21 protein-coding genes are annotated in these 26983 nt (G+C 52.1%); 15 read left to right on the plus strand and 6 right to left on the minus strand.

Annotated elements, in window-relative coordinates; translation table 11 throughout:
• Positions 1-22 precede the first annotated feature (22 nt).
• Complete coding sequence (locus ACVB80_RS10640) at positions 23-1336, minus strand: carbohydrate porin (RefSeq protein WP_481081268.1); 1314 nt, start codon at positions 1334-1336, stop codon at positions 23-25.
• A gap of 376 nt (positions 1337-1712) precedes the next feature.
• Between ACVB80_RS10640 and ACVB80_RS10645 the strand changes: the two genes are divergently transcribed.
• From ACVB80_RS10645 to ACVB80_RS10670, 6 genes are all read left to right on the plus strand, one after another.
• Complete coding sequence (locus ACVB80_RS10645; RefSeq protein WP_481081269.1) at positions 1713-2717, plus strand: LacI family DNA-binding transcriptional regulator; 1005 nt, start codon at positions 1713-1715, stop codon at positions 2715-2717.
• Between the two features lie 310 nt (positions 2718-3027).
• A complete protein-coding gene (locus tag ACVB80_RS10650) occupies positions 3028-3735 on the plus strand; it encodes a winged helix-turn-helix domain-containing protein (protein WP_481081270.1) in 708 nt (235 codons plus the stop codon).
• Positions 3713-4246, plus strand: coding sequence for a hypothetical protein (locus tag ACVB80_RS10655; protein ID WP_481081271.1), 534 nt, complete (start codon positions 3713-3715; stop codon positions 4244-4246). Before ACVB80_RS10650 ends, ACVB80_RS10655 begins: the two co-directional genes overlap by 23 nt.
• 1 nt (position 4247) lies before the next feature.
• Positions 4248-5012, plus strand: a complete 765-nt coding sequence (locus ACVB80_RS10660; RefSeq protein ID WP_481081272.1) for a winged helix-turn-helix domain-containing protein — start codon at positions 4248-4250, stop codon at positions 5010-5012.
• Complete coding sequence (locus ACVB80_RS10665) at positions 4996-5478, plus strand: hypothetical protein (protein ID WP_481081273.1); 483 nt, start codon at positions 4996-4998, stop codon at positions 5476-5478. The genes ACVB80_RS10660 and ACVB80_RS10665 overlap by 17 nt, the downstream gene beginning before the upstream one ends.
• A gap of 314 nt (positions 5479-5792) precedes the next feature.
• Positions 5793-6791 carry a GlxA family transcriptional regulator gene (locus ACVB80_RS10670; protein WP_481081274.1) on the plus strand — a complete coding sequence of 333 codons (999 nt, stop codon included), beginning with the start codon at positions 5793-5795 and terminating at the stop codon, positions 6789-6791.
• A gap of 54 nt (positions 6792-6845) precedes the next feature.
• On the opposite strand, the gene ACVB80_RS10675 is transcribed toward ACVB80_RS10670, so the two are convergent.
• Complete coding sequence (locus ACVB80_RS10675) at positions 6846-7142, minus strand: hypothetical protein (protein WP_481081275.1); 297 nt, start codon at positions 7140-7142, stop codon at positions 6846-6848.
• Positions 7143-7154: 12 nt separating this feature from the next.
• On the minus strand, positions 7155-7727 hold the full coding sequence (locus ACVB80_RS10680; protein ID WP_481081276.1) for a nucleoside 2-deoxyribosyltransferase: 573 nt from the start codon (positions 7725-7727) through the stop codon (positions 7155-7157).
• Between the two features lie 431 nt (positions 7728-8158).
• Between ACVB80_RS10680 and exaC the strand changes: the two genes are divergently transcribed.
• Entirely contained in the window at positions 8159-9664 is a 1506-nt protein-coding gene (exaC, locus tag ACVB80_RS10685; RefSeq protein ID WP_481081277.1) for an acetaldehyde dehydrogenase ExaC, read from the plus strand.
• 73 nt (positions 9665-9737) lie between these two features.
• On the opposite strand, the gene ACVB80_RS10690 is transcribed toward exaC, so the two are convergent.
• The gene (locus tag ACVB80_RS10690; RefSeq protein ID WP_481081278.1) at positions 9738-10157 is read right to left on the minus strand and encodes a GNAT family N-acetyltransferase; all 420 of its coding nucleotides are present in this window, start codon (positions 10155-10157) and stop codon (positions 9738-9740) included.
• A gap of 169 nt (positions 10158-10326) precedes the next feature.
• Here ACVB80_RS10690 and ACVB80_RS10695 point away from each other — a divergent pair, with 169 nt between their 5' ends.
• The 3 genes from ACVB80_RS10695 (at position 10327) to ACVB80_RS10705 (ending at position 15198) form a co-directional block, all read left to right on the plus strand.
• A complete protein-coding gene (locus ACVB80_RS10695; protein WP_481081279.1) occupies positions 10327-11502 on the plus strand; it encodes an MFS transporter in 1176 nt (391 codons plus the stop codon).
• Entirely contained in the window at positions 11502-13358 is a 1857-nt protein-coding gene (locus ACVB80_RS10700) for a methyl-accepting chemotaxis protein (RefSeq protein ID WP_481081280.1), read from the plus strand. Before ACVB80_RS10695 ends, ACVB80_RS10700 begins: the two co-directional genes overlap by 1 nt.
• 262 nt (positions 13359-13620) lie before the next feature.
• On the plus strand, positions 13621-15198 hold the full coding sequence (locus ACVB80_RS10705; protein WP_481081281.1) for an ABC transporter substrate binding protein: 1578 nt from the start codon (positions 13621-13623) through the stop codon (positions 15196-15198).
• A gap of 55 nt (positions 15199-15253) precedes the next feature.
• Here the strand turns inward: ACVB80_RS10705 and ACVB80_RS10710 are convergent, their stop codons facing one another.
• Entirely contained in the window at positions 15254-16972 is a 1719-nt protein-coding gene (locus tag ACVB80_RS10710; protein WP_481081282.1) for an ABC-F family ATP-binding cassette domain-containing protein, read from the minus strand.
• Between the two features lie 491 nt (positions 16973-17463).
• Here ACVB80_RS10710 and ACVB80_RS10715 point away from each other — a divergent pair, with 491 nt between their 5' ends.
• The 5 genes from ACVB80_RS10715 (at position 17464) to ACVB80_RS10735 (ending at position 23469) form a co-directional block, all read left to right on the plus strand.
• Positions 17464-18984 carry a DEAD/DEAH box helicase gene (locus tag ACVB80_RS10715; protein ID WP_481081283.1) on the plus strand — a complete coding sequence of 507 codons (1521 nt, stop codon included), beginning with the start codon at positions 17464-17466 and terminating at the stop codon, positions 18982-18984.
• Positions 18985-19088: 104 nt separating this feature from the next.
• The gene (locus ACVB80_RS10720; protein ID WP_481081284.1) at positions 19089-19583 is read left to right on the plus strand and encodes a hypothetical protein; all 495 of its coding nucleotides are present in this window, start codon (positions 19089-19091) and stop codon (positions 19581-19583) included.
• 200 nt (positions 19584-19783) lie between these two features.
• On the plus strand, positions 19784-20290 hold the full coding sequence (locus ACVB80_RS10725) for a type II secretion system protein (protein ID WP_481081285.1): 507 nt from the start codon (positions 19784-19786) through the stop codon (positions 20288-20290).
• A 134-nt stretch (positions 20291-20424) separates the two neighbouring features.
• On the plus strand, positions 20425-22026 hold the full coding sequence (locus tag ACVB80_RS10730) for a sensor domain-containing diguanylate cyclase (RefSeq protein ID WP_481081286.1): 1602 nt from the start codon (positions 20425-20427) through the stop codon (positions 22024-22026).
• Between the two features lie 174 nt (positions 22027-22200).
• On the plus strand, positions 22201-23469 hold the full coding sequence (locus tag ACVB80_RS10735; protein ID WP_481081287.1) for an amidohydrolase: 1269 nt from the start codon (positions 22201-22203) through the stop codon (positions 23467-23469).
• A gap of 74 nt (positions 23470-23543) precedes the next feature.
• On the opposite strand, the gene ACVB80_RS10740 is transcribed toward ACVB80_RS10735, so the two are convergent.
• On the minus strand, positions 23544-26963 hold the full coding sequence (locus ACVB80_RS10740) for a hypothetical protein (protein WP_481081288.1): 3420 nt from the start codon (positions 26961-26963) through the stop codon (positions 23544-23546).
• Positions 26964-26983 lie beyond the last annotated feature (20 nt).

The raw sequence follows: 26983 nt of genomic DNA on the forward strand, positions 1-26983 counted from the left end.
ACTCCCCCTTAGGAATGGTGTCTTACCACCACATATCAGCCTGGATACCAACAATCAGATCTGCTTTATCACGATGGTCGCCATCCAGGTAAGTCGCCATGAAACGGATCTCAGGGGTTGGTCCCATACCTGAGTTCACGGATACAGTAGGCGCAACAGTGAATTTGTAATCGTAGCTGGTTGACACATCGCCGCTGGTCGATTCGCCGCGGTTATACTGGTAACCCGCTTCGGTCATCACAAAGAAGTTTTTGCTCACAGGGAACGTCGGACGGATCATCGCCGATGCCCAGCTGTCTTTGCTGCCGTCTTCGATGTCGTTGTACTGACCCTGAATCGAATGGAAGATGCTCACGCCATTTTCGAAGAAGTAACCACCCCATACCAGAGCACGGGCAGACACATCGCCTTCATTGGCGGCTTTCACACACGAAGTACCGCAATCACTGCCGGTGATCTTCCATGACGTGACGTTGTTACCCGGCTTGTAGGTATTGTAAGTGGTCAGGGTACCACCCAGCAGCTGACCAGAACCCAAGCCCTTACCTACCTGACCGATGTATTTCGTAAAGCCTTTTTCAGACAGGCCGAACACGCTGTCAGAGTGAACAATCGCCGTCAGGTCCGCACCATTGCTCGCGTATTTTTTGTCAACGCCACCTTCTTTAATAATGTTATCCGGCAGGTACTTCGCCATACCGTGCAGCTCTACCTTGCCAAAGTTCACACCCACATGCAGCGCGTGCATGATGTTGTTGCTGTCGCCCCAGAAACCGGTATCACCCGAGTTATCACTGGCGATATAGCCAAAGTCCCACTTGTTGCCGCCCAGCTCGATACCTTCAATACCCACACCGGTACCCGACATATCGGTGTAGAAGAAATCGGTCATAAAGATATAGTTATCTTTTCCGTAGAAACGCTTACCGCCCCACAGCACACCTGTATCGGTCACGCCTTCAAACTCAACAAAGGTTTCAACCATACCAATAGAACTGTTTGTCGCATCGGCATTGGCACCAAGCTGGTTGGTTGCCTGTTTTGAGTTATCAGCACCCGCACGGGTTTTGATGCGGATTTTCTGGCCGTCATCGTTTTCAAAATTCTTTTGCAGCGCCAGCTCAAAGTGGTTATCAGACTCGATACCCAGGCGGCCCAGACGCTCTTTAGATGCCGGAAACTTCGCTCGTTTAAAGTCATCATTCTTGCTCAGCAGTACGCCCGCACGGAAGTAGCCGTGGAACTCAAAACCGTCATCAGCAGCTGAAGCAACAGGCGCAACGCTCGCACCTGACAGGGCCAGAAGGCAGGCAAGGGATACTTTGGAAAGGTTCATATAAACTCCATTTTTTGCAGTCACGCCAAGAAAGCGCTTTCTTTTATAATCGAATAAGAAGACAGAAAACTCAGTCACACTTCAATTACACCGGCTACTAATATTCTCTCCCGGACCAGGTAATTTGGTAAGTTTCCTGTCTCACCACCAGCACGGCGAGTATATAACCAGCGTTAATGATAAAACCGTGAACTATCTCAACAAAGAAAGCGCTTTCACAGATAAGGATCACAAAACCATCATCAGGGGATCCCAAAATGTGAGCAAACACGCTGTTTTAACCCTTACCGTCCCCCACAGCGCAACCAGGGTTAGATAAGAAACCGCTTCCCGGGTAACATAGCTGCATTGCAACAGATATACAGGATGCATTCGATTGATCACCATTAAAGAAGTGGCAGAGTTCGCCAAAGTTTCCCAGTCCACCGTTTCCCGTGCGCTGAACGGCCACGCCTCCGTAAAGGAAGCCAACCGCAAGAAAGTCTTTGATGCCATTGAAAAGCTGGGTTACCAGCCAAATGCATTCGCCCAGGCACTGGCTTCCAACCGCTCTTACAGCATTGGTATGCTGGTCGGCACCCTTGATGGTCCTTTCTATGGCCCGCTGATGCATACCGTGGAAGGCATGGTGCGTAAAGAGAACTACCACCTGATCCTGACCAGCGGCCAGGAACGCTATGAAGAAGAGCAGGAGTCGATACGCTTCCTTCATTCAAAAAAAGTCGATGGACTGGTGCTGACCTCAGACATGCTCAGTGACAGCGACATCCTTGAAATTTCAAAACAGACCCCGGCCACCATACTGATGAACCGCTATATCCCGGAAATGGCCGACCGCTGTATCTGTATGGATAACGAACTCGGTGGAGAGCTGGCGGTGGAGCACCTGATTGAGTGTGGTCACACCAAAATTGGCTGTGTCACCGGTCAGCTGAGCAAAAACGACAGCCGGGATCGCCTGCAGGGTTACCGTAACGCGCTGGGTAAACACGGCATGCAGTACGACCCGAACCTGGTAATAGAAGGGCGTTTTGACCACAGTGGCAACCATGAGACCATCGGCCGCCTGCTTGACCGCGCACCGGAGATCACTGCCCTGTTCTGTATGAACGACAATATTGCCCTTGCAGCCTATGGTGTATGCCACGAACGTGGCCTGAGAGTAGGTAAAGACATATCCATCGTCGGTTTCGATAACGATGCCAGCAGCCCGTACGTCAGCCCGGCACTGACCACCATTAACTTCCCGAAGCAGCAGATGGCCGAAGAAGCCGCCAAAGGTGTACTCAGCATCATCAAAGGCAAGGGAACCGAAGGGCTGAAAACCCGGCTGGCCCCGGATCTTATCGTACGGAACTCGGTGAACAGGATTTCTGACTGATCCTGTCTGATCCGGCTCCTGAACCCCAGGCGGGCCGGATCAGCCTTCCCCGGCCAGGTCGATAATATCGCCCGGGAACGGCTTCCCTCCTCTTCATAGACAGGTCAAACAGGACGTCTTTCACCGCCATTCGCGACAAAGCATTTCGCTGACACATCATTCACTGATAAAATATTCGGTCGCATTACAGCAGAGCTGCCGCATATTAAATGAAAGCTCTTAAATAGCAGTAAATTATATTTATACCAGTGATCAGGTATCTCTAGCCTGGATACGTCCAGAGGGTGGCCCCTATTTGCAGAGTAAAATGATGTGGAACTTTAATTCCGGAAAACAGCTTTTAACAGACACGACTACAGGTGAGACCCGCCGTCTCAATAAAACGGAATCTGAACTTCTCTGCTTACTGCTGAAAAACCAGCATCGTACAGTCAGCCGGGAGGAGATCTTAAACCTCGTATGGCAAAACAAAGTGGTTTCTGATGCCAGCATCACCCGCTCTGTGGCACTGCTGCGTCAGGCCCTGAATGACAACGCTGAAGAGCAGCGCTTTATCCGTACCATTCCCAGGGAAGGATACCGCGTGGCCGCTGAGCAGTTCATGCTGGCCGATGAAGTCCTGGCCATCAATAAAACAACAAAAGCAGAAAGCCGCCCATCACTGAGGTGGCTTCCGTTGTGTGTGATCCTGGCCGTTGCCAACTGCGCTCTGTTTTGGGTGTTGTTTGTTCCACCCAAAATACCTCCTCCGGCTAACCTCTCCAGTTTCCGGATTGGGACTAACCTGTTTTCGCTGGAAAACGACGATCCTGTTGGCCAGTTGCTGGCAGAAGCTTTGATTCACTCCCCGTTACCTGGGCTGGTCGATTTCTATATCAGTTCGAATCAGACCCGTATCTATGTTGCCTGTGTCGTTCATCAGGCAAAAAGTGGCCAACCCCGGGCGCGAAATTTTTCCTTTGATATCAGCCACCCGGTTAAGGAGATGAGTCAGCATGTCGTCTCACACTGCCACTAAACTGCCTGCAGTTCTTGCGTTAGCACTGGCCCTGCTGATACCGGTTCAACTGATGCTGGCAGACATGGCGGTGCCCGATTTTGCCATGAACAAACACACCAGGATCGACAAACTCATCCTGACTTACGGTAAAGAGTCTCAGGATTTTCGTTCCCGGCATATTGAGTACCAGTTGCGGCGCTATTGGCGAAACCGCTATCTGCTGGATGCACACATTACTTTTAACAACGGAGAAACCGCCGATATGCAGTTTATGCTCGCATTCTGGCCATGGGATACGTACTCCGTGAACTTTCTTCAGGAAAAAATCATCAGCCAGAGTAAATACTTTGACCTGCCTGAACGGCATATTCTGTTTGACGGCGGAACCGAGAACTTCAGCGTCTTTATCGAAAACGACAAGCTGTACTGTTACATACAGATATCCAACCAGGCACTCCAGTGTGTCGATGTAAACCAGAAACAAATAGCCCCTGAAAGCCAGGCAGGCAGCACGGCAAGGGAGTTATAGAATGTGGGTATTTAATCCGGCGATAAGAAGGCAACTGAGCCACCCTAAGTCGGGCAGAAGCAAAAAAATCAAATCAACGGAAAGCCGGATTCTGGAACTCCTTATTGAAAAAGAGGGAAGAGTTGTTTCCAAACAGGAACTCACTGAGCATGTATGGCGGGACAGGATTGTCACGGCATCCAGCCTGACTCAATCGATAGCCCAGCTTCGCATTGCTCTGGAAGACAGCGGAAAAGAACAGAAGATCATAAAAACCATACCCAAACAGGGCTACATGCTCAATAAAGGGATGATTACTGTTGCTGCTCCGGTAAACAAACCGGTAGCTGAACCTGCCTCTGCACCGCCGGTGCAACCCGGGGATGGAACAGGAACCAGGGCTTCAAAGAGGAGTATTCCCCCGGCCCTCTCCTGGCTGTTACTGGTACTTCTTGGGCTCCTGAGCGTCACTCTGCTGCTCTGGTTAACCACGCTTTTAGTGCACAGCCTCAACATCAGAGAACACAGGTGGCTCACTCAGCAATACGAGGGGGTTGAGTATACCTATCAGGACTCGCCAACCGGCGTGCGGCTGTTTGAATCCCTGAAAGGCGGGAGCAACGGAAAAGTGACCCGTTTGTTTATGTCCAAGAATCCTGACCAGATCTACATCGCCTGTATTTTCCACTCCAGCAGGTTTAACGAGGTCGGCTCGGTTAACCTGAGCTTCTCTTCGGGCTTATCTACTGCAGAGATTAAGGAGGCGGTCAATGCGCACTGTCAATAAGATCAACCTGCTCCTGCTGGTACTCAGCCTGATTCTGGGGCTGGCGATCATCACTGTCACCCGGTTCAATCACCCGCCTTTTCTTGAAGGGAAGGACAACACCCTGCTGTTTAGCCATGGGGTCACATTCAGCTCAAAAGGCGAACAAACCTACAATGAGCTCCACACTATTGATCAGCACTGGCACGGACTGCACAGCCTCCACTCAACCATTGCACCCGAGAATGGAACGACCAGTCTTAAGAACTTCTCATCGGTCTGTTTCTGGAGCAGCAGCCTTTTTTCTCTCCGTAACCCACAACGAAACGCAGCCTACACCCGGGAAAAAGAGCCGGACGCAACGGAAGCTCACCTGCTTGATGATCAGGCCGAACAGTTCTTTCAAATCCTTTATCAGGATAACGTAAACTTCTGCCACTCCAGCCTTCTGACCGGAAATGTTCGCTGTGTGACTGCAGAGCAGTAAGCGTTCTGCTGCGCTGCTTTTCTGTTTCAGAAACGCAGCGCAAAGGCAGACTCAGCCGGATAAAAAACAAACCATTCGAGCAAAATTACACCACTAAAATAGAGTAATTACTTCAATTCATTCAACACTTTTAGTTAAAACAATGTAAGCACTGGCAAGACAAAATCCAAGCCACTGTTTTACAACACATTAATCACCCGAGCGTGTTGCATATCACCTCATTCAACATAATAGGTGAAAATCATATAAGTTAACTGGTTATGGTGCGGTATTTCGGACAAATTAGTACCGAACCCCAAAACCAGAAGGAAAAAATGGTGCGAGCGAAACTGCACAACAAGAGAACAATGCGGATCACCGCTTTGCTTTATGACGGGATGCCTGCAACCTCTGTTTCCGGTCCTGTCGAAATGTTGTCAACAGCCTGCCAGTTAGCCGGTTTTCCTCCGCCAGAAGTGTGCTTTGTATCACCGAACAGCGAGAATGTTTGCAGTCTGGGAGGAGTATGTGTCTGCCCGAACTCTGACTGGCGATGCGTCGACTCAACCGACATCCTGTTGGTAGGCTCATGTGGTGACCCGGCCAACGAAACATTTATCTTTGCTGACGAGTTTTGCAACTGGCTCAACAGAATCGGCAAACAAGCAGCGTATGTACTGTCTATCTGTACCGGTGCTTTTGTACTTGCTCAGCAGGGACTGCTTGCCCGGAAAAACGCTACCACACACTGGGTACACAGCAATACATTTCGTGACCGCTTTCCTGAAGTGCGTTTACTGACCAACCGCCGCGTTACGCGGGACCGCAACATTATCTGTACGTCCGGAGTATACGAGTATTATGAAGCAACACAGATGATCATCGAGGAATGGTTTGGCTCACTGCACCTGAAGACCTGCAAACAATACCTGTATGGCGACATTGACCGTGTTCAGCAGGAGTGTCTGGCCAGCTTTGTCCCTTACCGGCAACACAACGACAGCCAGATCCATACCCTGCAGGACTGGATGCATAAAAGCGACTCCGCCTCTCTGACTGTGGCCAGATGTGCAGAGAAGATCTACCTGAGTGAGCGCCAGATGAAACGGCGCTTTAAAGCGGCCACCGGAGAAACACCGATGAATTACATTCAGAGAATACGGGTTGCTATAGCAAGAGACAAACTGGACAAATCCCAGCTGACCATTGACCAGATCAGCCAACTGGTAGGCTATTCGGACACCAACCACTTCCGGCTGCTGTTTAAGAAGTTTCACCAGATGACACCAACTGAGTACCGTAAAAGCACTCAACTCAACAGTGTATCGGGATAAAGATTTGAGGTATGTGGCTGCCGGTATCTAAGGCAGCCAAACAACACCAGGAAATCAGAAATGAAGCGTACTATAGATCTTCGCTTCGAGAGCCTTCATGCTGGTAGTGTTGATTTCAGCAATGCCATCTTTGAGAGAATAAACCAGCTCAACTCTGTTCGTCAGTGTAAGTACTCCACCGGTTTCAACCGCCATCAGGCTGCCATCACACTCAAAGTCACTTGAGATCGGCTGGCATTGAGCTATCTTGAACTTTCTCCCGTGCAGCTCGATCGCGATATCCAGCCTCTCCGCATGGGCGGTGATCAAAGGCAACATATGGACCAGTTCAACTTCATTAAAAACAATCATTATTTCTCTCTACTAACAACAAACGCACTCATAGTGCAAAACCAGGTTTATTAAGCATTTTTCGAAACCTGCAAGTTCACGGTATTTCTGTGCTCCTTCACCCTGGTGACTAAGAACAATTGAGGCGCTGACACCGCCATCGATCATCAGGTTATCTACCAGGTCAAAGTTCTCCAGAGTCATACCGTTGCCATCACAAAACCCGCCATCCGGGTTTTCACGTACAGCCACCAGATCTTCACGGTTGCGGGTAAGGAAGTTACGGGCATCATTGCTGTAACCAAAAACCATTTTCCCCAGCCCTTTCGCCAGACCAATTTCGTATACCGTGCCAACGTCAGCACTGGTTCCGCGAAACGGCGTCAGGTTTGCAACCACCGCATCCGCTTCAGCGATCAAAGCCTCATTCGCACGCGCAATTTCCAGTCCAAACTCGGCCGGTTTCTTTCCCGAACAGTCAAGTTCATTGTCGAGAGGGTATAAACCTATAAAGCCATATTTCTCACAGAGTGCTTTCTTCAGGTTTCCTATTTCAATCGAGTCACTCAGGAACACTTCCGGCCCCGCCAGATACACTTTTTTCATCACCCCTCCATACTCTCCGTGACAAGTGTTTTTATTATGGGCAACCAACCAAACATTAACTATATAAAACCAGGCACCCAACAGAGCGCAATATATTAACTTACCCCAATAAATACACAGAGTTATAGTAAAATAAAAAGAAACAACGTCACATATACCATACAAAGTTGTCCTAATATCCCAACAGATTTACAGAGCATCTGATACTTTCATAATTAAACCGCTTGTTTCATATAATGAAATGGCTGACATTCCGGACATAAGACAATGTCAATTAGGACTTTAAACACTCACAAACAAACGCAACCTATTGATATGTTGAAATTATTAGCATCAACTAACACTAACTAGAAAACTGGTTTTATATTTATTCCAGTCTGATAGTGAGGATAATTATCCGCAGAAACAAAATAAACCAATCAGGGGTAATAATGTTATACGCACATCCAAATACAGACGGCGCTGCTGTAGAATTTAAACAAAGATACCAGAACTACATCGGTGGCCAGTGGGTACTTCCGGTTAAAGGTAATTACTTCACCAATCATTCTCCGGTAAACAACAGCATTATTTGTGAGGTTCCGGCATCCACTTCTGAAGATATTGATGCAGCAGTAGAAGCTGCTCATAAAGCCCGCTCAGGCTGGGCTGCAACATCTGTAACCGAGCGCTCTAACCTACTGCTCAAAATTGCAGACCGCATCGAAGCGAATCTGGAGATGCTGGCTGTCGCTGAGACATGGGATAACGGTAAACCGGTTCGTGAAACCCTGGCAGCGGACATTCCTCTTGTTGTTGACCACTTCCGCTACTTTGCCGGCTGTATCCGCGCCCAGGAAGGTACTGCTGCAGAGCTGGATAACATGACCGCAAGCTACCACTTCCCGGAACCGGTTGGTGTTGTAGGCCAGATCATCCCATGGAACTTCCCACTGCTGATGGCCGCATGGAAACTAGCACCGGCACTGGCAGCAGGCTGCTGTGTGGTACTGAAACCTGCAGAGCAGACTCCGGCTTCTATCCTGGTTCTGATGGAGCTTATTGAAGACCTTATCCCGGCAGGTGTAGTAAATATCGTTAACGGCTTCGGTCCGGAAGCAGGCCAGGCTCTGGCGACTCATAAAGGCATCGCGAAAGTGGCGTTTACCGGCTCGACAGAGGTAGGCCAGCACGTTCTGAAATGCGCAGCAGACAACCTGATCCCGTCGACCGTAGAGCTGGGTGGTAAGTCACCAAACATCTTTATGGAAGATATCTTCAACCACGAAGACAGCTACGTAGACAAGTGTGTAGAAGGCGTGCTTCTGGCATTCTTCAACCAGGGTGAGGTATGTACCTGTCCTTCACGCCTTCTGATCCAGGAATCAATCTACGACCGCTTTATGGAAAAACTGCTTGAGCGCATGAAAACCATCGTGCAGGGCAACCCGATGGATACCGATACTCAGGTAGGCTCTCAGGTATCTCTGGAGCAGTTTGACAAGATCCGCAGTTACATTGCACTGGGTCAGGAAGAAGGTGCTGAGCTGCTGGCGGGTGGTAACAGTTCAGACAATGGCGGTTACTTTGTGGAGCCTACTCTGCTGAAAGGCCACAACAAAATGCGAATCTTCCAGGAAGAGATCTTTGGCCCGGTAGTAGCGGTTACCACGTTTAAAACTATCGAAGAAGCTCTTGAGATTGCCAACGACACGGAGTACGGCCTGGGCGCCGGTATCTGGACCCGCGATAACAACACGGCTTACCGCTTTGCCCGCGAAATCGAAGCCGGTCGTGTATGGGTAAACTGCTACCACGCTTACCCGGCTCACGCAGCATTCGGTGGTTACAAAAAATCAGGCATCGGCCGTGAAACGCACAAAATGATGCTGGATCACTACCAAAACACCAAGAATATGCTGGTTAGCTACAGCGTAAACCCTCTGGGTTTCTTCTGACGATTTACGGAATAGATCAACAGCTGACAGCATTACCCAAAAGGTCTGGCTTTATGCCAGACCTTTTTCCATCTTAAGCGATATTTTTCTGCAAAAAGATCTTATCAATTCCCCGCACCGGAAAACCTGTGTACTGACCGACTTCGTGAAAACCGAGTTTCAGATAGAAGTCACGCGCCTGAAATGAGTAGGTATCCAGATAGATATCCGTAACGCCTTTTTCCAGCGCCGCCTGTTCCGCCTGCTGCATGATCCGGCTGCCAATACCGGCAGTACGGCTGTTTTCATCTACCCAGAGGTACTCTACAAACAGGGTATTGGTAAAGATCTGCCCGGTCAGCCCGCCCACAACTTCACCATCCGGGTTTCTGGCTACGCAGGCGACTTTCTCCAGCTCTGCTTCAGGGAAGTGCTGCATATTATAGCGATACAACCCCTGATAGATGGTATCTGAAAGCTCTTTATCCGGATTAACGATGAATTCTGTTTCCACTGCCTTTCTCCTCTCTGTTCTTCCCTTTGCTGAAATAAAGATTTTTATTGTTGAGCGATCGATCAAAGAAAATATTTTTCAATCCGTGCGATGATAATTGTTGCTCATGATATCGGAGCAACTGATACAGCTCAATTATCACCCATCCAAATACCGGTAAGGAGGCCAGGTGCAAAACAACAAATACCTCATTCTCATCAGTGTCATACTGCTACAGTCATGTCTCGGCGGTACCTATGCCTGGTCTATATTTGACCGGGCATTTACCTCAGAACTCAGCCTGTCAGCGACACTGGCTTCCCTGCCGTTTAACATCTTCTATGTCGTTTTCCCGCTCACTCTGCTGGTCGCGCGCGGCATCATCGAAAAGCTGGGAACACAGATAAGCGCCGTGGCCGGCATCGTTTTTTTTGCGCTGGGCTGGATGGTAGCAAGCCTTGGAGAACTCCATTTTGGGTTCACCCTGTTTGGTGTCGGCGTGCTTGGCGGCGTTGGAGTTGGGATCACCTATCTTATCCCGATTCTGGTCGGGGTCAGCTGGTTTCCAGCTCGTGCAGGACTGGTGACCGGACTCGCCGTAGGTGGCTTTGCTGCCGGAGCCATGCTGGTCGGCAGGCTGGCTTCGACGGCACTGACGATCTGGCAGGTTGGGCCGTTTGAAGCCCTGAGCTATGTCTCGGTCGCCTATCTGGTACTGGGGCTGTTTCCCGCCGTCATGATGAAACCGGCGGAACAATCTCAGCAGGCATCCTGCGCAGGGCTCAGGCTCTCTGAGCTGGTGCGCTCATTCACGTTCTGGCAGTTGTTTATTGCCATGACGGCAGGCCTGGCCGCAGGCTTTTTTGTTAACAGCAAGCTGATCACCATTGGCGTTCAGGCACCTCAATGGCTGCTGTCTCTGGTCACTCTTTTCGCACTTTCCAATGCCCTGGGGCGGGTCTGCTGGGGGGCGCTAAGTGACCGGTACAGCATCAACAGCTGTCTTATGCTTAATCTCGCCGGACAGGGCATAACACTGCTGTTACTGCTTGCCTGGCAACCTTTTGACTTTGCTGCAAACCTGCTGGCGATACTTGCTGGCTTTCACTACGGAGGCGTACTGGTACTGTATGCCAACAAGGTCCGGCTTCACTGGGGCAGCAGCGGGTTCAGCCAGGTTTACTCGTTCCTGTTCCTTTCCAATATTCTCGCTGCGCTGGTCAATACCCTGCTCAGTTCCGTTTTCGCTGCCTGGGGCACTTATCCGGTCGCAGCCCTGCTGATCCTGTTGCTGGCCAGCGGCACGATAGCCATTCAGTTTAACAGTAAGCCAACCTTCCGGCGGCAACCTGCCAGGAGTCTCTGATGAAGATCTCAATTGGTTTTAAACAAAAAATAGTTATCTGCTCTCTGGTTCTGATGATTATTTCGGTGGCTGTCAGCAGCCGCCTGCTGTTTGAAGACTACCGCAACGACCTGGAAGCCAGCGTTATCGACAGCACCAAAAGCGCGCTGGCACTGCAGCAGTTTAAATACCAGCAGTGGCTGGATGACAACCTCGACTCGCTGACACGAAGCGCAAAGTACTTTCAGCAACGACGCACTCCAAAAGAGATGGTGACCGCCCTGGGACTGATGGCAGAGACCGATCAGGTCGATGATGTGATCATCGCTTTCATAGATGGCACCGGCTTTTCTGCAAGCCAGGGAATGCTCAACAGTCAGGAGCATGACCCGAGAAAAATGCCCTGGTTTACCGGGGCTGCACAGGCAAAATCGGTTGTCGTCACCGAACCCTATACCGACCCTTATTCCGGCAGGGAGGTCATCAGTATCGCAGCGGCGGTAAAATATGGCGCCGTCACCCTTAATATCGAACTGAGCCGGCTGGAGGCCTTCTTTGACAGAGCGGCTGACGGACAGGCGATTTTTACCGATAACGGCGAGCCTGTTGCCGGGGGAATACCGTCGATTTCCCTGCTGGGAGAGCCCGTCATCAGCGATACAGCGAATGGAATCCATGTCGTCAAACAGCAAAGCGCGGGAAAAACGTATCTGCTGTTTTCCGCCCCGCTGAAAGTCACAGAAAGCCTTACCTGGAAGCTGCTGCTGAGAACTGACGAAAAAACGATAACGCAGAGACTCGACACTGCCGGACAAAAAGTACTGCTCTCAACAGTACTCAGCATTCTGGTTGCTGCGTTCCTGCTGACCCTGATGCTGAACTACCTCTATCGTCCGATCGCTGCGCTTAAAACCATGATAAGTGAACTTGGCCAGGGTAGTGGTGACCTGACCCGGAGACTGCAGGTAAACAGCCAGGATGACCTTGGTCAGATTGCCGCAGGCGTCAATCAGTTCATTGAATCAATACAAGCCCTTGTGAAGCAGGTTACCGGTGCTTCGGCCTCGATTACTGAGCGGATAGTAGCGCTTGAAAAGCAGACTCAGCAGAACCAGCAGGTGCTGGAACTGCACGCAAGGGAGACAGAGCAGATCGTCACCGCCATCACAGAAATGAGCGCTTCAGCCGATTCGGTCGCACACAGTACTGACTCAGCTACCCACTACAGCCAGCAGGTACTGAGTGAAATGCAGGACTCCCGCCTCGTGGTGACTCAAGCGGTCAGCAGTGTCTCCCTGTTTATGCAGCAGTTCCAGGCTATGTCAGGCAATATCGATTCGATGAACCAGAGCAGCGATCAAATCCGCCAGATCCTGGGCGAAATTGGCGGGATCGCCGAACAGACCAATTTGCTGGCCCTGAATGCCGCCATTGAAGCTGCAAGGGCCGGAGAGCAGGGACGTGGGTTCGCGGTGGTCGCTGACGAAGTGCGGGCGCTGGCCGCCAGGACAGGTTCCAGCACCGACCAGATCAACACTATGCTGCTGGAAGTCACCAACGCCTCCGGACAGGTATCCGCCAGCCTCAGCTCAACCGCACAGACCAGCCAGCAAACGGTCGACAACACCCAGGCAGTTGCTGAAAGCCTTGCGGTTATCGAAAGCTCAGTCGATAAGATCTCTGACATCAGCAGCCAGATAGCTGTCGCCTCAAAGCAACAGAGCACCGTCGCCGGTGAGGTGCACAGGAATATTGATACCATCAACGCCATGGTTCAGGAACTGCTGGCGGCAGCCGAAACCACCAGCCAGTCTATGGAACAGCTCAATGCCCGCAACGGTGAACTGAGCCAGCTGGTCAGGCAGTTCATTGTCTGAATATAACGCCCCTGCCCCGGGGCGTACTGACCCGTGACTATTTCTTTTTTAAAGGCTTACAGACAATACTGAGTCCACATAATCTGTGCTCAATCCTCCGTTCACAGACAATTTGTACCAGGATTAAGTCATTATAAAAATGTCAGTTTCACGGTTGGCAGAACAGATATCCGGAGGAATACAGCTGAACAGGTTTCTGCTTTCTTTCATCACTGCACTGTTATGGTTATCGCCCCTTAACGCAGGTGCTGCCACTCAAAAAGTGCTGATCCTCCACTCCTACCACCAGGGGCTGGAGTGGACCGATAATGTCAATGAAGGCCTGGCCTCGGTACTGAAAAGCCGCCCCGGCATCGAACTTTACTACGAATACCTGGATACCAAACGCAACGCCGGCGATGAGTACTCCACCAAACTGCTCGACCTTTACCGGGCCAGAAGCCACCGGATCCAGTTTGATCTTGCTATCGTCAGTGATAACGCGGCACTGGATTTCATCGTCCGTTATGATGAAGAATTTTACAACAACATCCCGGTTGTATTTTGCGGGATCAGCAATTTCACACCCAAAATGATCAACGGACTCAAACAGGCCACCGGCGTAGCAGAAACCCATAACGCTGAAGCGACGCTAAATCTGATGCTGGCTCTTCACCCTCAGACCGAGAAAGTCACCGTAGTGCTGGATAAGTCCACTACCGGTCAGGCGATAGAGCAAAACCTGGAAGGGCTGGCAGAACGCTTTGAAGACAGAGTGAATATCGAGCTGTTTACCGGCTTTACCTGGAGCATTCTTGAAAAGTACATCTCCGGTCTGGGTAAAGGCAACCTGCTTTATCTTTTAACCGTTAACCTCGATGCTCAGGACCGCTTCATTTCTTACCTGGATGGCCTGGCACTTATAGACAAAGCAGCAAATATTCCTATCTACAGCTCATGGGATTTTTACCTGGGCAAAGGCATTGTGGGTGGCGTGCTTACCTCCGGCTTTGAGCAGGGCAGACAGGCGGCCGAAATGGGACTGCGTATACTCGATGGGGAAGAAGCGTCAGCGATCCCGGTAATTACGGCTCCGCCTACCCGCACCGCGGTCGATTACCAGGTCATGCAAAAGTTTGGCCTCAACACCACTACACTTCCACCGGGGACTGAGATCATCAATCGCCCGCCGGGCATTACTGAACAGCTGAAGGAAATTCCACGCTGGATCTGGCTCAGCACCGGCAGCGTCACTGCCCTTCTGCTTATGGCCGTAATTGTACTGCGGATCCGCCAGTCCCTGATCCTGCAATCCAACCAGATGCTGGACCAGAAGGTAAGACTCAAGACCCGGGAGCTTGAGCACGCCAACAGCAAGCTGAAACAGATGTCGATCACCGACCCTCTGACCGGTCTGTACAACCGCCGTCATACCTCATCCACCCTCAACAGGCTGATAAGTGACGCCCGCCAGAATGACAAGCTCCTCTCTGTATTAATGCTTGATATCGACCACTTCAAATCGGTCAATGACACTCACGGCCACCCCTTTGGTGATAAAGTATTGATCACGGTAGCCAAACAGATCGAATCGCTGATCCGAAAAGAAGACATCGCCGGACGCTACGGTGGTGAGGAGTTTTTGATTCTGCTGCCAGATACCGATTACACCGATGCCATGACCATGGCGCAGCGTATACGCCGGCACATCCAGGCGCTGCAGTGGGAAATGGATGAGTTCAGGGTCACCATCAGCTGCGGCATAGCAAGCCTGGATGAACACGATGAGGAAGCCCTGCTGAATGAAGCGGACAGCCGGCTGTATCTGGCCAAGAAGGAAGGACGCAACAGGGTGAGATAAGTCATAAAGTGACTGGCAGGAAAAGCAGACCGGAAAAACCGGCCTGCTTTATCCATCAGATCCGCGCGTTGATCTCCTCTATCTCCTGCTGCCATTTCAGCTGCAAGGCCGGTTTCTGGTGCTTGACCTTACGATTCAGATCTTCTTCCAGCAGAGATTCCAGCTCAATAAGCCGTTCAAGCAACCTGTCGCAGTCACTGCCATACTCACCGGGAGTATCATCGGCAGGACCCATTACAGGCTCTGACCTGACTTCTGCCTGTTCAAGTATTGCGTAGATATCATCAACATCCAGATGCTCCTCCAGCCCACCGTCGCGGATAAGCCAGAAGCGGTTGCAGCCCTGCTCGATAAGCGCCCTGTCATGGCTGACAATCAGCGCCCCTCCCTGATAGCTTTGCAGGGTATCAATCAGCTCCTCTTTCCCCTCAAGGTCAAGGTGGTTGGTCGGCTCATCAAGAAACAACAAGTGATAGCACGCCAGAGTCAGGCCAATAAACAACAGCCTCGCCCGCTCACCACCGCTTAAGGTGGCGACCGTCTGCTGGTGACGCTGATACTCAAAGCCAGCGCTGATCAGCGCCATCTTACGCGCCTCTTCGCCAAGCGGAGCAAAGCGCTCAAGCGCTTCACTCAGAGACTCGTGATTGCTGACCTGCTCCAGTGACTGATCATAGTATCCAAGACGGCAGCGTGGGTGATAGTTCACCCGGGCAAGTTCAGCCTGCTGCAGCTCTACGTGCAAATAGTGCCGCCAGAGCCCGCCGAGCAGGGTAGATTTACCACTGCCGTTCGCGCCCAGTACTGCGACTCTGTCACCGCTTTTTACCTGCTTTGCCAGCACCTCAAACAGGGCCAGATCCGTGCCTTGTGGCCTCACCGTCATCTGCTCAATATCGAGCAACCGGTTTGCCGGCAGCGCTTCGCCTTTCAGCGTCAGCGTCCAGGGCGCACCGTCAGTCAGCTGAGTCTGCTGATCCACAAGCCGCTCTTTACGGGCCTGCATGGTTTTGGCTTTACGGGCCAGGTCCTCGTTATCGTAAACCTTTCCCCATATCGCCAGCCGTTTGGCGCTTTGCTCAAGACGGTCGATCTCTTTTTGCTCGCTGTGATGACGCGCCAGGTCCGCCTCATCCTGTTCACTCAGAGCCTGCCTCGCCTGAGAGCAGGGCAGATTAAAGTGACGCAGAGTGCGGTCACGCATGATCCAGGTGCTGTTGGTTACTCTGTCGAGCAACCGCTGATCATGGGATACCAGAACAAACGAGCCTTTCCAGCCAAGCAGAAAACGCTCCAGCCACAGCAGTGCAGGCAGGTCCAGGTGGTTACTCGGTTCATCGAGCAAAAGCAGGTCGGGCTCGCCGATCACCGCCCGGGCAAGAAGCAGGCGCATCTGCTGGCCGCCACTGAGACTGCCGACCGGCATCTGCCAATCCGGCTCGTCAAAGCCGAGCTCAGAAAGCAGCAGCTGCGCACGCCAGAGTTCATCAGCTGTAACTTTGTCTGCCAGAGCTTCGAGCAGAGTTGAACATTCAAGAAAGGCCGGAATATGCTGTTCAACATAGGCCATGACACACTTACCGGAAAGGGCATACTGTCCGCTGCCCGCTTCCAGACTGCCGGAGAGCAGTTTCATCAGGCTGCTTTTGCCACAACCGTTATGGCCGATAAGCCCGGTTTTCTCGCCTTTGCTGACGGTAAAAGAAACATCCTCAAACAGAGGTGTGGAAGAAAATGAAACAGAAAGTGATTGTGCGGATAAATAAGTACTCATAATAAACTCAAGAATTTTGGGTGCACGGCACCATTGTCAGTTGCTGACAATAATTCTCAGAGCCCGAGTGAAAGGAACTCAGTAAAGTTGTTGAGTTAACGCTTTATTAAATTTCGCTCAAGCCGGAATCATCGCAGCGCGATTTCACAAACTCTTGAGCGGGCTTCTATCCCAAAGAAGCGGGCGTTAAACAGACGCCACAATAACATAAGAATCCTCCTTCTATTTCTCTGTGAAAACACCACCATTTAATAACAGGCAGCACTTTCGGGTTATTGGGTGAGCAAACTATAAACATCTGGTGGTGATAAATCAAACAAGGCACAGACTCCCCTGTCACGCAATGAGACCACCTTCTCACAATCCATTCCCGCAAATAATCTGTGTTTTTTATTGCTACTCCCCGCCAAAAGCCGCAAAATGGCCCACTTTTCTCAGCCTGGCGGCTTTTCAGCCACGCTGAACTCTCTGTATTTACCAGGAATCAATTTATGGGTTTTACCTCTCTGGGCCTTTCGGCACCAATCCTCCGCGCAATTCAGGACAAAGGCTACGATAAGCCAACGCCAATTCAGGCACAGGCAATACCAGCCGTTTTGGAAGGCAAAGATGTGATGGCCGCAGCGCAGACAGGTACAGGTAAAACCGCTGGCTTTACCCTGCCAATCCTGGAGCGTCTGGATAAAGGTCCGCGCGTTCGCAGCAACCATGTACGCGCCCTGGTACTGACCCCAACCCGCGAGCTGGCAGCCCAGGTTCACGACTGCGCTGAAGAGTACAGCCGTCACCTGCGCCTGAGCTCTGCTGTTGTCTTTGGTGGTGTAAAGATCAACCCTCAGATGATGCGTCTTCGTAAAGGTGCAGACGTTCTGGTTGCGACCCCGGGCCGCCTGATGGATCTGTTTAACCAGAATGCGGTTAAGTTCGATCAGCTGGAAGTACTGGTGCTCGACGAAGCTGACCGCATGCTGGACATGGGCTTTATCCGCGATATCCGCAAGATCCTGGCTCTGCTGCCGGAGCGTCGCCAGAATCTGCTGTTCTCGGCAACCTTCTCTGATGAAATCCGCGAGCTGGCCAAAGGGCTGGTTAACAACCCGGTTGAAATCTCGGTGACCCCGGCTAACTCAACGGCGCGCACTATCGAGCAGTCCATCTATCCTGCGGACAAAAAGAAGAAGCCAGCCATGCTGGCTAAACTGATCAAAGACGGCGACTGGCAGCAGGTACTGGTGTTTACCCGCACCAAGCACGGCGCAAACAAGCTGACCCGTTTCCTGGAAGGCGAAAAGATCCCGGCCGCTGCGATTCACGGCAACAAGAGCCAGGGCGCCCGTACCCGTGCACTGGCTGATTTTAAATCCGGTGACATCCGCGTTCTGGTTGCGACTGATATTGCTGCACGCGGTATCGATATTCCACAGCTTCCTCAGGTAGTGAACTTTGAACTGCCAAACATCTCAGAAGACTACGTTCACCGTATTGGCCGTACCGGTCGTGCAGGCGAAGTGGGCCGCGCTTTCTCACTGGTGTGTGCCGATGAAGCCGCTGACCTGTTCGGCATCGAGCGCCTGATCCAGCAGGTACTGCCAAGACACCAACTGGAAGGTTTCGAACCAACCAACGTGGTACCGGAGTCTAAGCTCGATACCCGTCCAATCAAACCGAAAAAGCCAAAGAAACCTAAAAAGCCAAAGACTGACCACGCTGATGGCCAGCGCTCAGGTGAGAACGCCCGCGGTCACAAACCACAGGGTAAGAACAAGCGTCACCGCGGCGGTAAACCAGCCGGCAACGGCAAGCCTGCCGCTGGCGGTAAGCCGGGTAACAGTTCAAAGCCTGGTAATAACAGTAAGCCAGGTAACACCAAACCCGCTAATGGTGGCAAGCCTGGCAACAAATCTGGTGGCCAGGCAAACCGCGGCAAGTCCGGTTCGAATAACGGACCGCGTAAAGGTTCAGGTAACCGCCCGGCACGCAACAGCAGCCAGCGTGGTGGTAACAAAGCCTGATGAGTTAACAGAGAGTCCCTGATGGGGCTCTTTTTTTTGGATTGCGCGGTACGGGGTTCTCGGTCCCCGGGGCCAAATACTTTCAGGGCGATCATGAGAGCTGAATGTTTTGGTTTCTGCTCATCCTTTGCGTTTTCGGATCGCTTTGCGGGATCCCGGGTCAAGCCCTGGATGACAAAGTTATTGTTTATCTTGTTGAAATAAAAGAAATTCGTCATCCCGGACGCGTTCCACTGTACTGTTCAAACGCTCACTGGTGGGCGCGAGCCGGGATCCCGCCAGGAGAGCTGAGCAATCAACATTCCACCAAACTCACCACGGTCATCCTGAACGCGCTCCCGTTAATCTTCAACACTCTCAAAAGGTTAAGCGCGATTCAGGATCTGCTTTCCACGGGGGCAGTGTCACCTCGCGGCAGCGACTGCACCCCGAACACAGCGGATTCCGTACCACCTGTAGCTCCCGTGAGTTGCTGTCGCACAGGCCATACGGCGCGCGGTAAGCAGACCCTGAATCAGATTCAGGGTGACACAGTGGGTGTTGTGATGAACGAGCCCTGCAACAGGCAGGTGCTTTCTAAAAAAGTCATCCTGATTTAACAAAAAAAACATATCATTTAAAAAGACTCCTCCCGCACAGCTTCCGGCAGCGCACCCCGGACATCGTTTAACAAAGAACCTTTTGTCAGAGTTAAGTAAGAAAAACTAAGATCAAACGCTTAGCTGCGCTTAAAATTTGCACACAATGATTTAATAAAATACCATCCGTGTCATTCAAATCAATGAGGCGTTGCATTTAAATGAATAAAGCAAAGGGTTTTACATTAATCGAACTGGTGGTGGTCATCGTGATACTTGGTATCTTATCTGTGACTGCTGCGCCAAGTTTTTTAAATCTGACTTCTGATGCCCGCGCGGCAACGCTCAGAGGTGCTGAGGGCGCTATCCGCTCGGCAGACACAATTGTTTACGGTAAAGCGGCTTTAGAAGGAAAGGAAAATCAGGATTCCGCTGAGATAAAGCTTAAAGGACGCTCTGAACCACTCACAGTACGCTACGGGCATATTAACCTTGGGGCTGACAGCCTGAAAGCAGTCGCCGACCTGAATGGTTTCATTGTAGAAGAGACGATCATTCCAGATCACATGCTCATCGTCACTCAGGATAAAAACCTGGATATAGGAGACCCTGCATGGTTTCTGTACAACGAATGCCGACTTGAGATCCGTCAGAATCTGAACCAGACAGAGGATCCTGAAGACGACACTGGTGAACTGCTCTTCAAACAGATCACTTCCGGTTGCTAAAGTCTGAGATAACAGAAGATATATACTTATAAGCGCAGCAATCGCTGCGCTTTTGCCACCTGCTCTTCCAGGCAATATCCCTCACCCAAACTATACTTATATTTAACTCAGTAAGTTAATCCGGTGAACCAGATTTGCAAACCCACCAGACCAGACAACACCAAAACCGCTACTGTTCCTGGTGGAAGTTCCACAAGGGCTGGGTCACCTTTGCGGCCACCATTGCCCTGCTGGTACTCCTGGTTGGCCGGGTAATATTCAGCCAGTATCAGGAACAAAAACAACGATATATCAACAACGAACTGACTAACTTCGAAACCAAGGTCACTTCCGTCACCGGGGTTTACAAGCGATTCTCCGGATTCATTTTTGATGATTCAATCAACACCCCGGAAGTCATCAGTATTGTTGAGCAGGCCTGGTTTTCCGGTAAAAAGCAGCAAAACCAGTTGAGGGGAGAGCTATACACCCGGCTCGAAGACAGTTATCAGCGATACAAAAAGCACCACTTCCGCCAGCTCCACTTTCACTTTGCCAACGGCGACAGCTTTCTGCGCATGCACAAGCCACTTAAATACGGCGACAACCTGTTTGATGTCCGGGAAACCGTACGAACAGCCAACACAGAAAAGCGCTTTGTAGAGAGCTTTGAAGAGGGCCGGATTTTTAACGGCTACCGCTTTGTCTATCCACTGATTTCGGACCGGGGTCATGTGGGCAGTGTTGAGCTCTCGCTCTCCATGAGCACCATTATTGCCGCCCTGTCCGAACTCTACCCCTCCCCCGACTTCTACTTTATTGTCTCAGCCAAAGCGGTGCAGGCCAAAGTGTTTGCCGATATGAAAAGCAACTACCTGCTGAGCACTTTCTCTCACCAGTATGTATTTGACAAAGAGGTCTACCAAAACTCAGAACCAGACCTGCAATACAGCCGCTACCTTGAAGAACTGGTACTGCGGGATCACGACATCCAGAAACAAATCGACAGCGGAAAAAGCTTTGGCACCCTGATATCACTTACCGATCATACCCTGATCGCCTCCTTCCTTTCGGTCAAAAACATGAAAGGCGAGCACGTCGCCTACCTGATCTCTATCAATCAGGATGACACCATTACCACCTTCCATCGGGTGTATTACATCATCACGCTGCTGATCCTGGTGCTTTCTACCCTCTCTGTGGTGATGATGTATGCCCGGGAGAAAAACCGCCTGAAGTTTATCCGGCTGTCTGAAACCGACTACCTGACCCGCCTTTATACCCGGGGTAAGTTCAACGATTATGCGAGCTACGAGTTTGAACGGGCGGGACGGACTTCCAGCCATTTCAGCATCCTGATGCTGGATATCGATTTCTTTAAGAAAGTAAATGACCACTACGGCCACAACGCCGGAGACAAAGTACTGAGAAAACTCAGCAAACTGCTCAGTGCCCGAATTCGGGAGTCCGATGTGCTTGCCCGCTGGGGCGGGGAAGAGTTTATCTGCCTGCTGCCGGAAACCAGTGAAAGTCAGGGGCTTATTCTCGCTGAACATCTTCGCCACCTTATCAGCGGGCACTACTTTGAGCAGGTCGGCAGCCTGACCATCAGCCTTGGCGTGGCCGAGTATCACCCGGAAGACAACAGCCTGGAAGAGATCATCGACCGCGCCGACCAGGCCCTCTATTACGCCAAAGCCTGCGGCCGGAACCGCAGCTGTTGCTGGCAGGATGTACTTTCAGAGCGCAGATCCTGAACTGCTTCCCCATTTGTTCCAATTAGCGCCGGAACCTTGATTGCCACAACCATAGGTGCAACCATAGTCTGTAATGGTCTGGCTGCCGTTAGCACGACCGGAACTACCAAACACCCCAGGCATACGGATTGATGACTACTCAGGTCTGGATGGGCATGTAGTAATGAGATGATTATGCAAGATATTAACTTTGAACAGGTTCGCCAGTGGCGACGCCAGCTGCACCGCTTTCCCGAAATTGGCTGGACAGAATTTGTCACCACCGCCACCATCATTACTGCCCTGCGAAGGATGGACCTCAGTGTCACCGCCGGGCCAGGCATACTGAACCGGGAAAGCATCCCTGGCCGGGACCCAAAACTGGTGGAGACAGCACTTCAGGTCGCCCGGGACAAAGGCGTGGATCCTGCCCTGCTTCAGGAAATGGATGGCCTTACCGGCTGTATGATGGAGCTCGATACCGGTAAGCCTGGGCCAGTGTTTGGCTTTCGCTTCGATATCGACTGTGTTTACGTTCAGGAGTCCGACAGCGCAACGCATCAGCCGCAACTGAATGGTTTCGCTTCCTGTCGACCGGGTCTTATGCATGCCTGCGCCCACGATGGGCACGCCGCCATTGGCCTTGGGCTCGCAGCCTGGCTGAGCGCTAACCGCCACCAGCTCTGTGGCAAATACAAAATCCTGTTTCAGCCCGCAGAAGAAGGAGTCCGGGGCGCACGACCGGTTTGCGACAGCGGCGTGCTTGATGATATGGATTACCTGATGTCACTTCATCTGGGCTGCAATCTCGCCCACGGCGAAGTCACACTCGACCCGCGCGATTTCCTCTGTACCACTAAACTGGATGTACGCTTCAGCGGAAAGCCAGCCCACGCAGGAGCCGACCCCGAAAAAGGTCACAACGCTCTTGCCGGAGCCTGTATGGCCGTCAGCCAGATCCTGGCGGCTCCCCGCCACAGCCAGGGAATGTCCCGGGTAAATGTTGGAGTACTTAAAGCAGGGGAAGGACGCAACGTTGTTCCCTCTTCAGCTGAAATGGAGCTGGAAGTAAGGGGCGAAAATGCAGAAATAACCCAATACCTCACCGATTACGTGACGCGCTGCGTCGAAGGGGCCTGTGCGGTTCATCAGCTCGAATCAGAGCTCATCAAAACCGGTGAAGCGGTCGATTTTCGTAATGACAGCGAGCTTGTCTGCCTGTTTGAAGAGATCATTGAGCAAACCCCAGACCTCCGCCTCAGCGAGACTTCCCTTGGGGGAAGTGAAGATGCATCCCTGCTGATCCGCCATGTTCAGCAACGGGGCGGTAAAGCCATTTACATGCTGGTTGGCGCTGATCAACCTGCCGGGCACCATCAGGCGAGCTTTGATATTAATGAAGAGTCAATGCGTACTGCTCTTCGGCTTTTAACTGCTGGCATCCGGAAGCTGCAGCTTCGCTGAAAAACACCAGGAACAAAACACAGAAAACAGGAGCCTTACGGCTCCTGTTGGTGGGGGTGTGCCTGACGCTTACATCAGCGTAAGACTATTGCCGGGATAGTCACCCGAACCTGGTTGACTTCGCCGCTGCGGGCAAAGATGGCGCGGCTGGTGCTGTGAGACAGCTCGCCGCCACGGCGGACTTCACTCTCACCGTCTGCAAAGCTCACTTCGATGGTTTGCTCTGCTTCATCACTTTGAACAAACACGAACGGCACCTGGCAGTAAGTGAAGGCCAGTTCACCTTCGTTCACCCACTGGCTCTGCTGCTGGCTGTTTACGTTCTCAAAAGTAAACAGGGCTGACTGGCTCAGGAACTCATCGCGCTTGAGCAGGTTTGGCTTCACGGTGATCACGCCATCACGTACACCCAGCCCCAGCTCGCCAAAGCGGGTGATGATCTCCTCTTTTACCTGACCGGTCATCCCCGGCTGCTGCGCACCAGCCTGCTTTGGCGTGTGCGAATACGGATCCGTCGGGAACGCGCCGTAGTTGTCAGGAGTTTTGTTGAAGCCGATACCGTCCCGGACTTTGTAGTAGTACTCTGCCAGTTTGGCGGTTTCCACACTGGCCGGGTTCTGTTCAAACGCTGCCTGATAGTTCTCCTGCACCGCCAGCAACAGTTTGGAAACCATATGCCAGTAGATACAGCCCAGGCCTTCATAGCCAAACATGGTGCCCGACCGGCCGGTAAACTGCTTATGGTTAAACACCTGCTCGTACAGCGCTTCCACACGGCTGATGTCTTCATCCAGCACACCGCTGTAATCTGCCGACACCGTCTGCAATGCAGCGCTCAGGCTGTCGCCGTTTTCAAAGTCCGCATTGAAGTGGTACAGGCCTTCCAGGTCAATATTGATGATGCGCTGATCACCACGGGCCAGCATGCGCTGCAGCCACTCGCTGCCGGTCACTTCATCCGCCGGAATGCAGTTCTTGTCCATAAAATGAGCCAGATCGCGGTCCGGATAGAGCATAAAGCTGTGCTGATCGGCGCGGTACATCTCGCTGTCAAACAGCTTATCGAGCAGGTCCACCGCCTGTTTCGGGCTCAGTACACCGGCGCTCAGCACTGCTACCTGACCTTCCAGCATAGGGTAGAGCTCGCTCACACCCACGTTCTCTGCCGAGTAGTTGATGATGTTGTAGGCGTTGTACAGACCGTCTTCACGCTTGTTATTGCTGATGGTTTCATCCACCACCACCAGGCTCACTTCCACCAGCTTGTTCAGCGCACTCAGGTCAACCCGGGTCTTGCTGCTGAAGCGGCGGGTGCGGTACAGCTTGCTGCGGTAATCCGCGCCTGCTTTAGCCAGCTGAGTCAGAATCGCGCGGCGGGTCTGACGGGTCACCGTCTTCTGACGGATCTCACGGCCAGCCGATTCCAGGATCTGAATGGTCGCTTCCATCCACTCACACACTTCGGCAGAGACAGACAGCTGAGACGGTGCTTTGCACAGCAGCTCCTGCATAAACGCCAGGTAACGGCGGATGTAGTACAGGGTCACCATGGAGAGACCATTACCCACAATCGCATTGTTGGCATCGTTCCATTCCGGACGCTGGGTGTTTAGCCAGATACCGCCATCGAGTACCAGGTTGCTCAGTTTGGCCAGCAGTGGCACCAGCAGTTTCTCTGCCAGGTTCACCAGGTAAACTTCGCCGCGGTCATCGAGCATCAGGCGGCCATCGCTGCCAAGCTCAGATACGCGCTGCTCGATTTCACGCTGCAGCTCGGTATTAAAGGCTACGGTGTCTTTCGGGTTACGCATCAGCGAATCGGCGTCACACAGCTCATACGGTACGTTGGCGTAGCTGAAGCACTCGTTGCTCAGCATCTCAATCAGTTCGGTCTGCTGGTAACGGTTCGCCAGCTCCAGGAACTTGAGCAGATAGATGATCTGGTGGTCACCCCAGTAACCGATGTTGCTCCACGGATCGTCAAGCTCCAGCAGTTCCCAGTCGATACCGTCTTTGGTGATACGGTACGGGTTATAGCCGTCTGCCGTTGAGGCGTTGGTGAACTTGGCGATAAACGAAGTCAGGTACTCAGGGTAGCTGAGCGCGCTCGCTTCCCAGTTCTGGAAGATGTCACGCCAGTTGCCCTGGTAAGCCAGCAGCGGCTGACCGTCTTCGGTTTTTACTTTAATTTCATAGTGGTTCCACGGACGGCTCGGGTCACCGTGACGGCGGCCAAAGGTCAGCGGCAGGTACTCGTAGCACAGACGCAGCAGCTGGGCATCGCCGGTTTCACGGGCCCTGGAAATCAGCTCCTGATGGGTAAAACCATCTTCCAGCGCGTCAAAGAATGCCTGATTGCGGCTGGCGACCGCGCTGTTGGTCTGGCTGATGGTCGCCACCACATCGCCTTTTTCCAGACGATAGCCATCAACAAACACCCCGCCACGCATGTTGTTAAACAACACGTTGGCGTAGTGGTGCACACAGGTGCTCTCTTCACCGGTCAGCTGCCAGGCGTCGGCACCGGACATCAGGTGTTTCAGCTGCTGATGGTTATCGGCGATGCTGCGCTCGATATCCATTTCGGTGCGCGGGCTGAGCATCAGACGGGTGATATCGCTGTGGCTCTGGTCGATATCAGTCGCGATGTACCACTGGTTGGCTTCGTTTGCCGCCAGAGTAATGGATTTGTGCATCAGGTACGCGCCGCGCACGCCTTTGGTCAGGCTCTCCTGCTCCACATCGCTGCCCTGGATAAAAGCTTTGAGCTGAGCAGAAGAAAGCAGCACTTCACGGGCGTCGCTGTCGATGCTGAACGCGGTGGTTGCACGCAGGGATTCCGCCGGTGCAGCGCGGTCACTCAGGGTCGCGTACATAGAGTAGAGCGCCAGCGGGCCTTCATCGACCAGCTCGTTCCACTTGTAGGCATCCACCAGCGCGCTGCGGGTTTGCAGCGCCTGCAGCGGCGCGCCTGAAGGCAGCAGGTTCTGCACTCCATCCACCAGGTCGATTTCGCGGCTGGTTCCGCTGGTGTCTTTCAGCTCACTGCGGCGCACAAAACCAAACTCATCGCTCATCGCCCAGCGGTAGCTGAAGGTCAGGCCCAGATCCTGGTTGACCTCTTCAAAGATGATCTTATCGCCCACCGCGTTCTTATACAGGTTACGCTCCAGCTGGTACTGGCCGTCCAGGTGCGGGTTAAACGGCTGCCATACGCGGTTGCGGCCTTCGTGCTCAAGACGGATCACCGTGCGCGGGCCTGTGTTATCGGCGCTCTCATGGATATGGTCTACCGAGCGGTACGGGAACAGCGCGTTCTCCGGACGGGTACGGCCTGCAGACAGACAACCGGTCGATGAGACGAAGAACCAGTGGTTACCTGATGAAACCACGCTGACAAAGAACGGAGCCATCTGATCGACGTTGCTGATTTTGTAGTAACGCTCATCGGCCATATCGATAAATCCGCCGGCGATCGGGTTATGCTTTTCCATAAATAAAAACCTCAAGAAAG

This window comes from Vibrio sp. 9-16B-A1, from assembly GCF_056726165.1.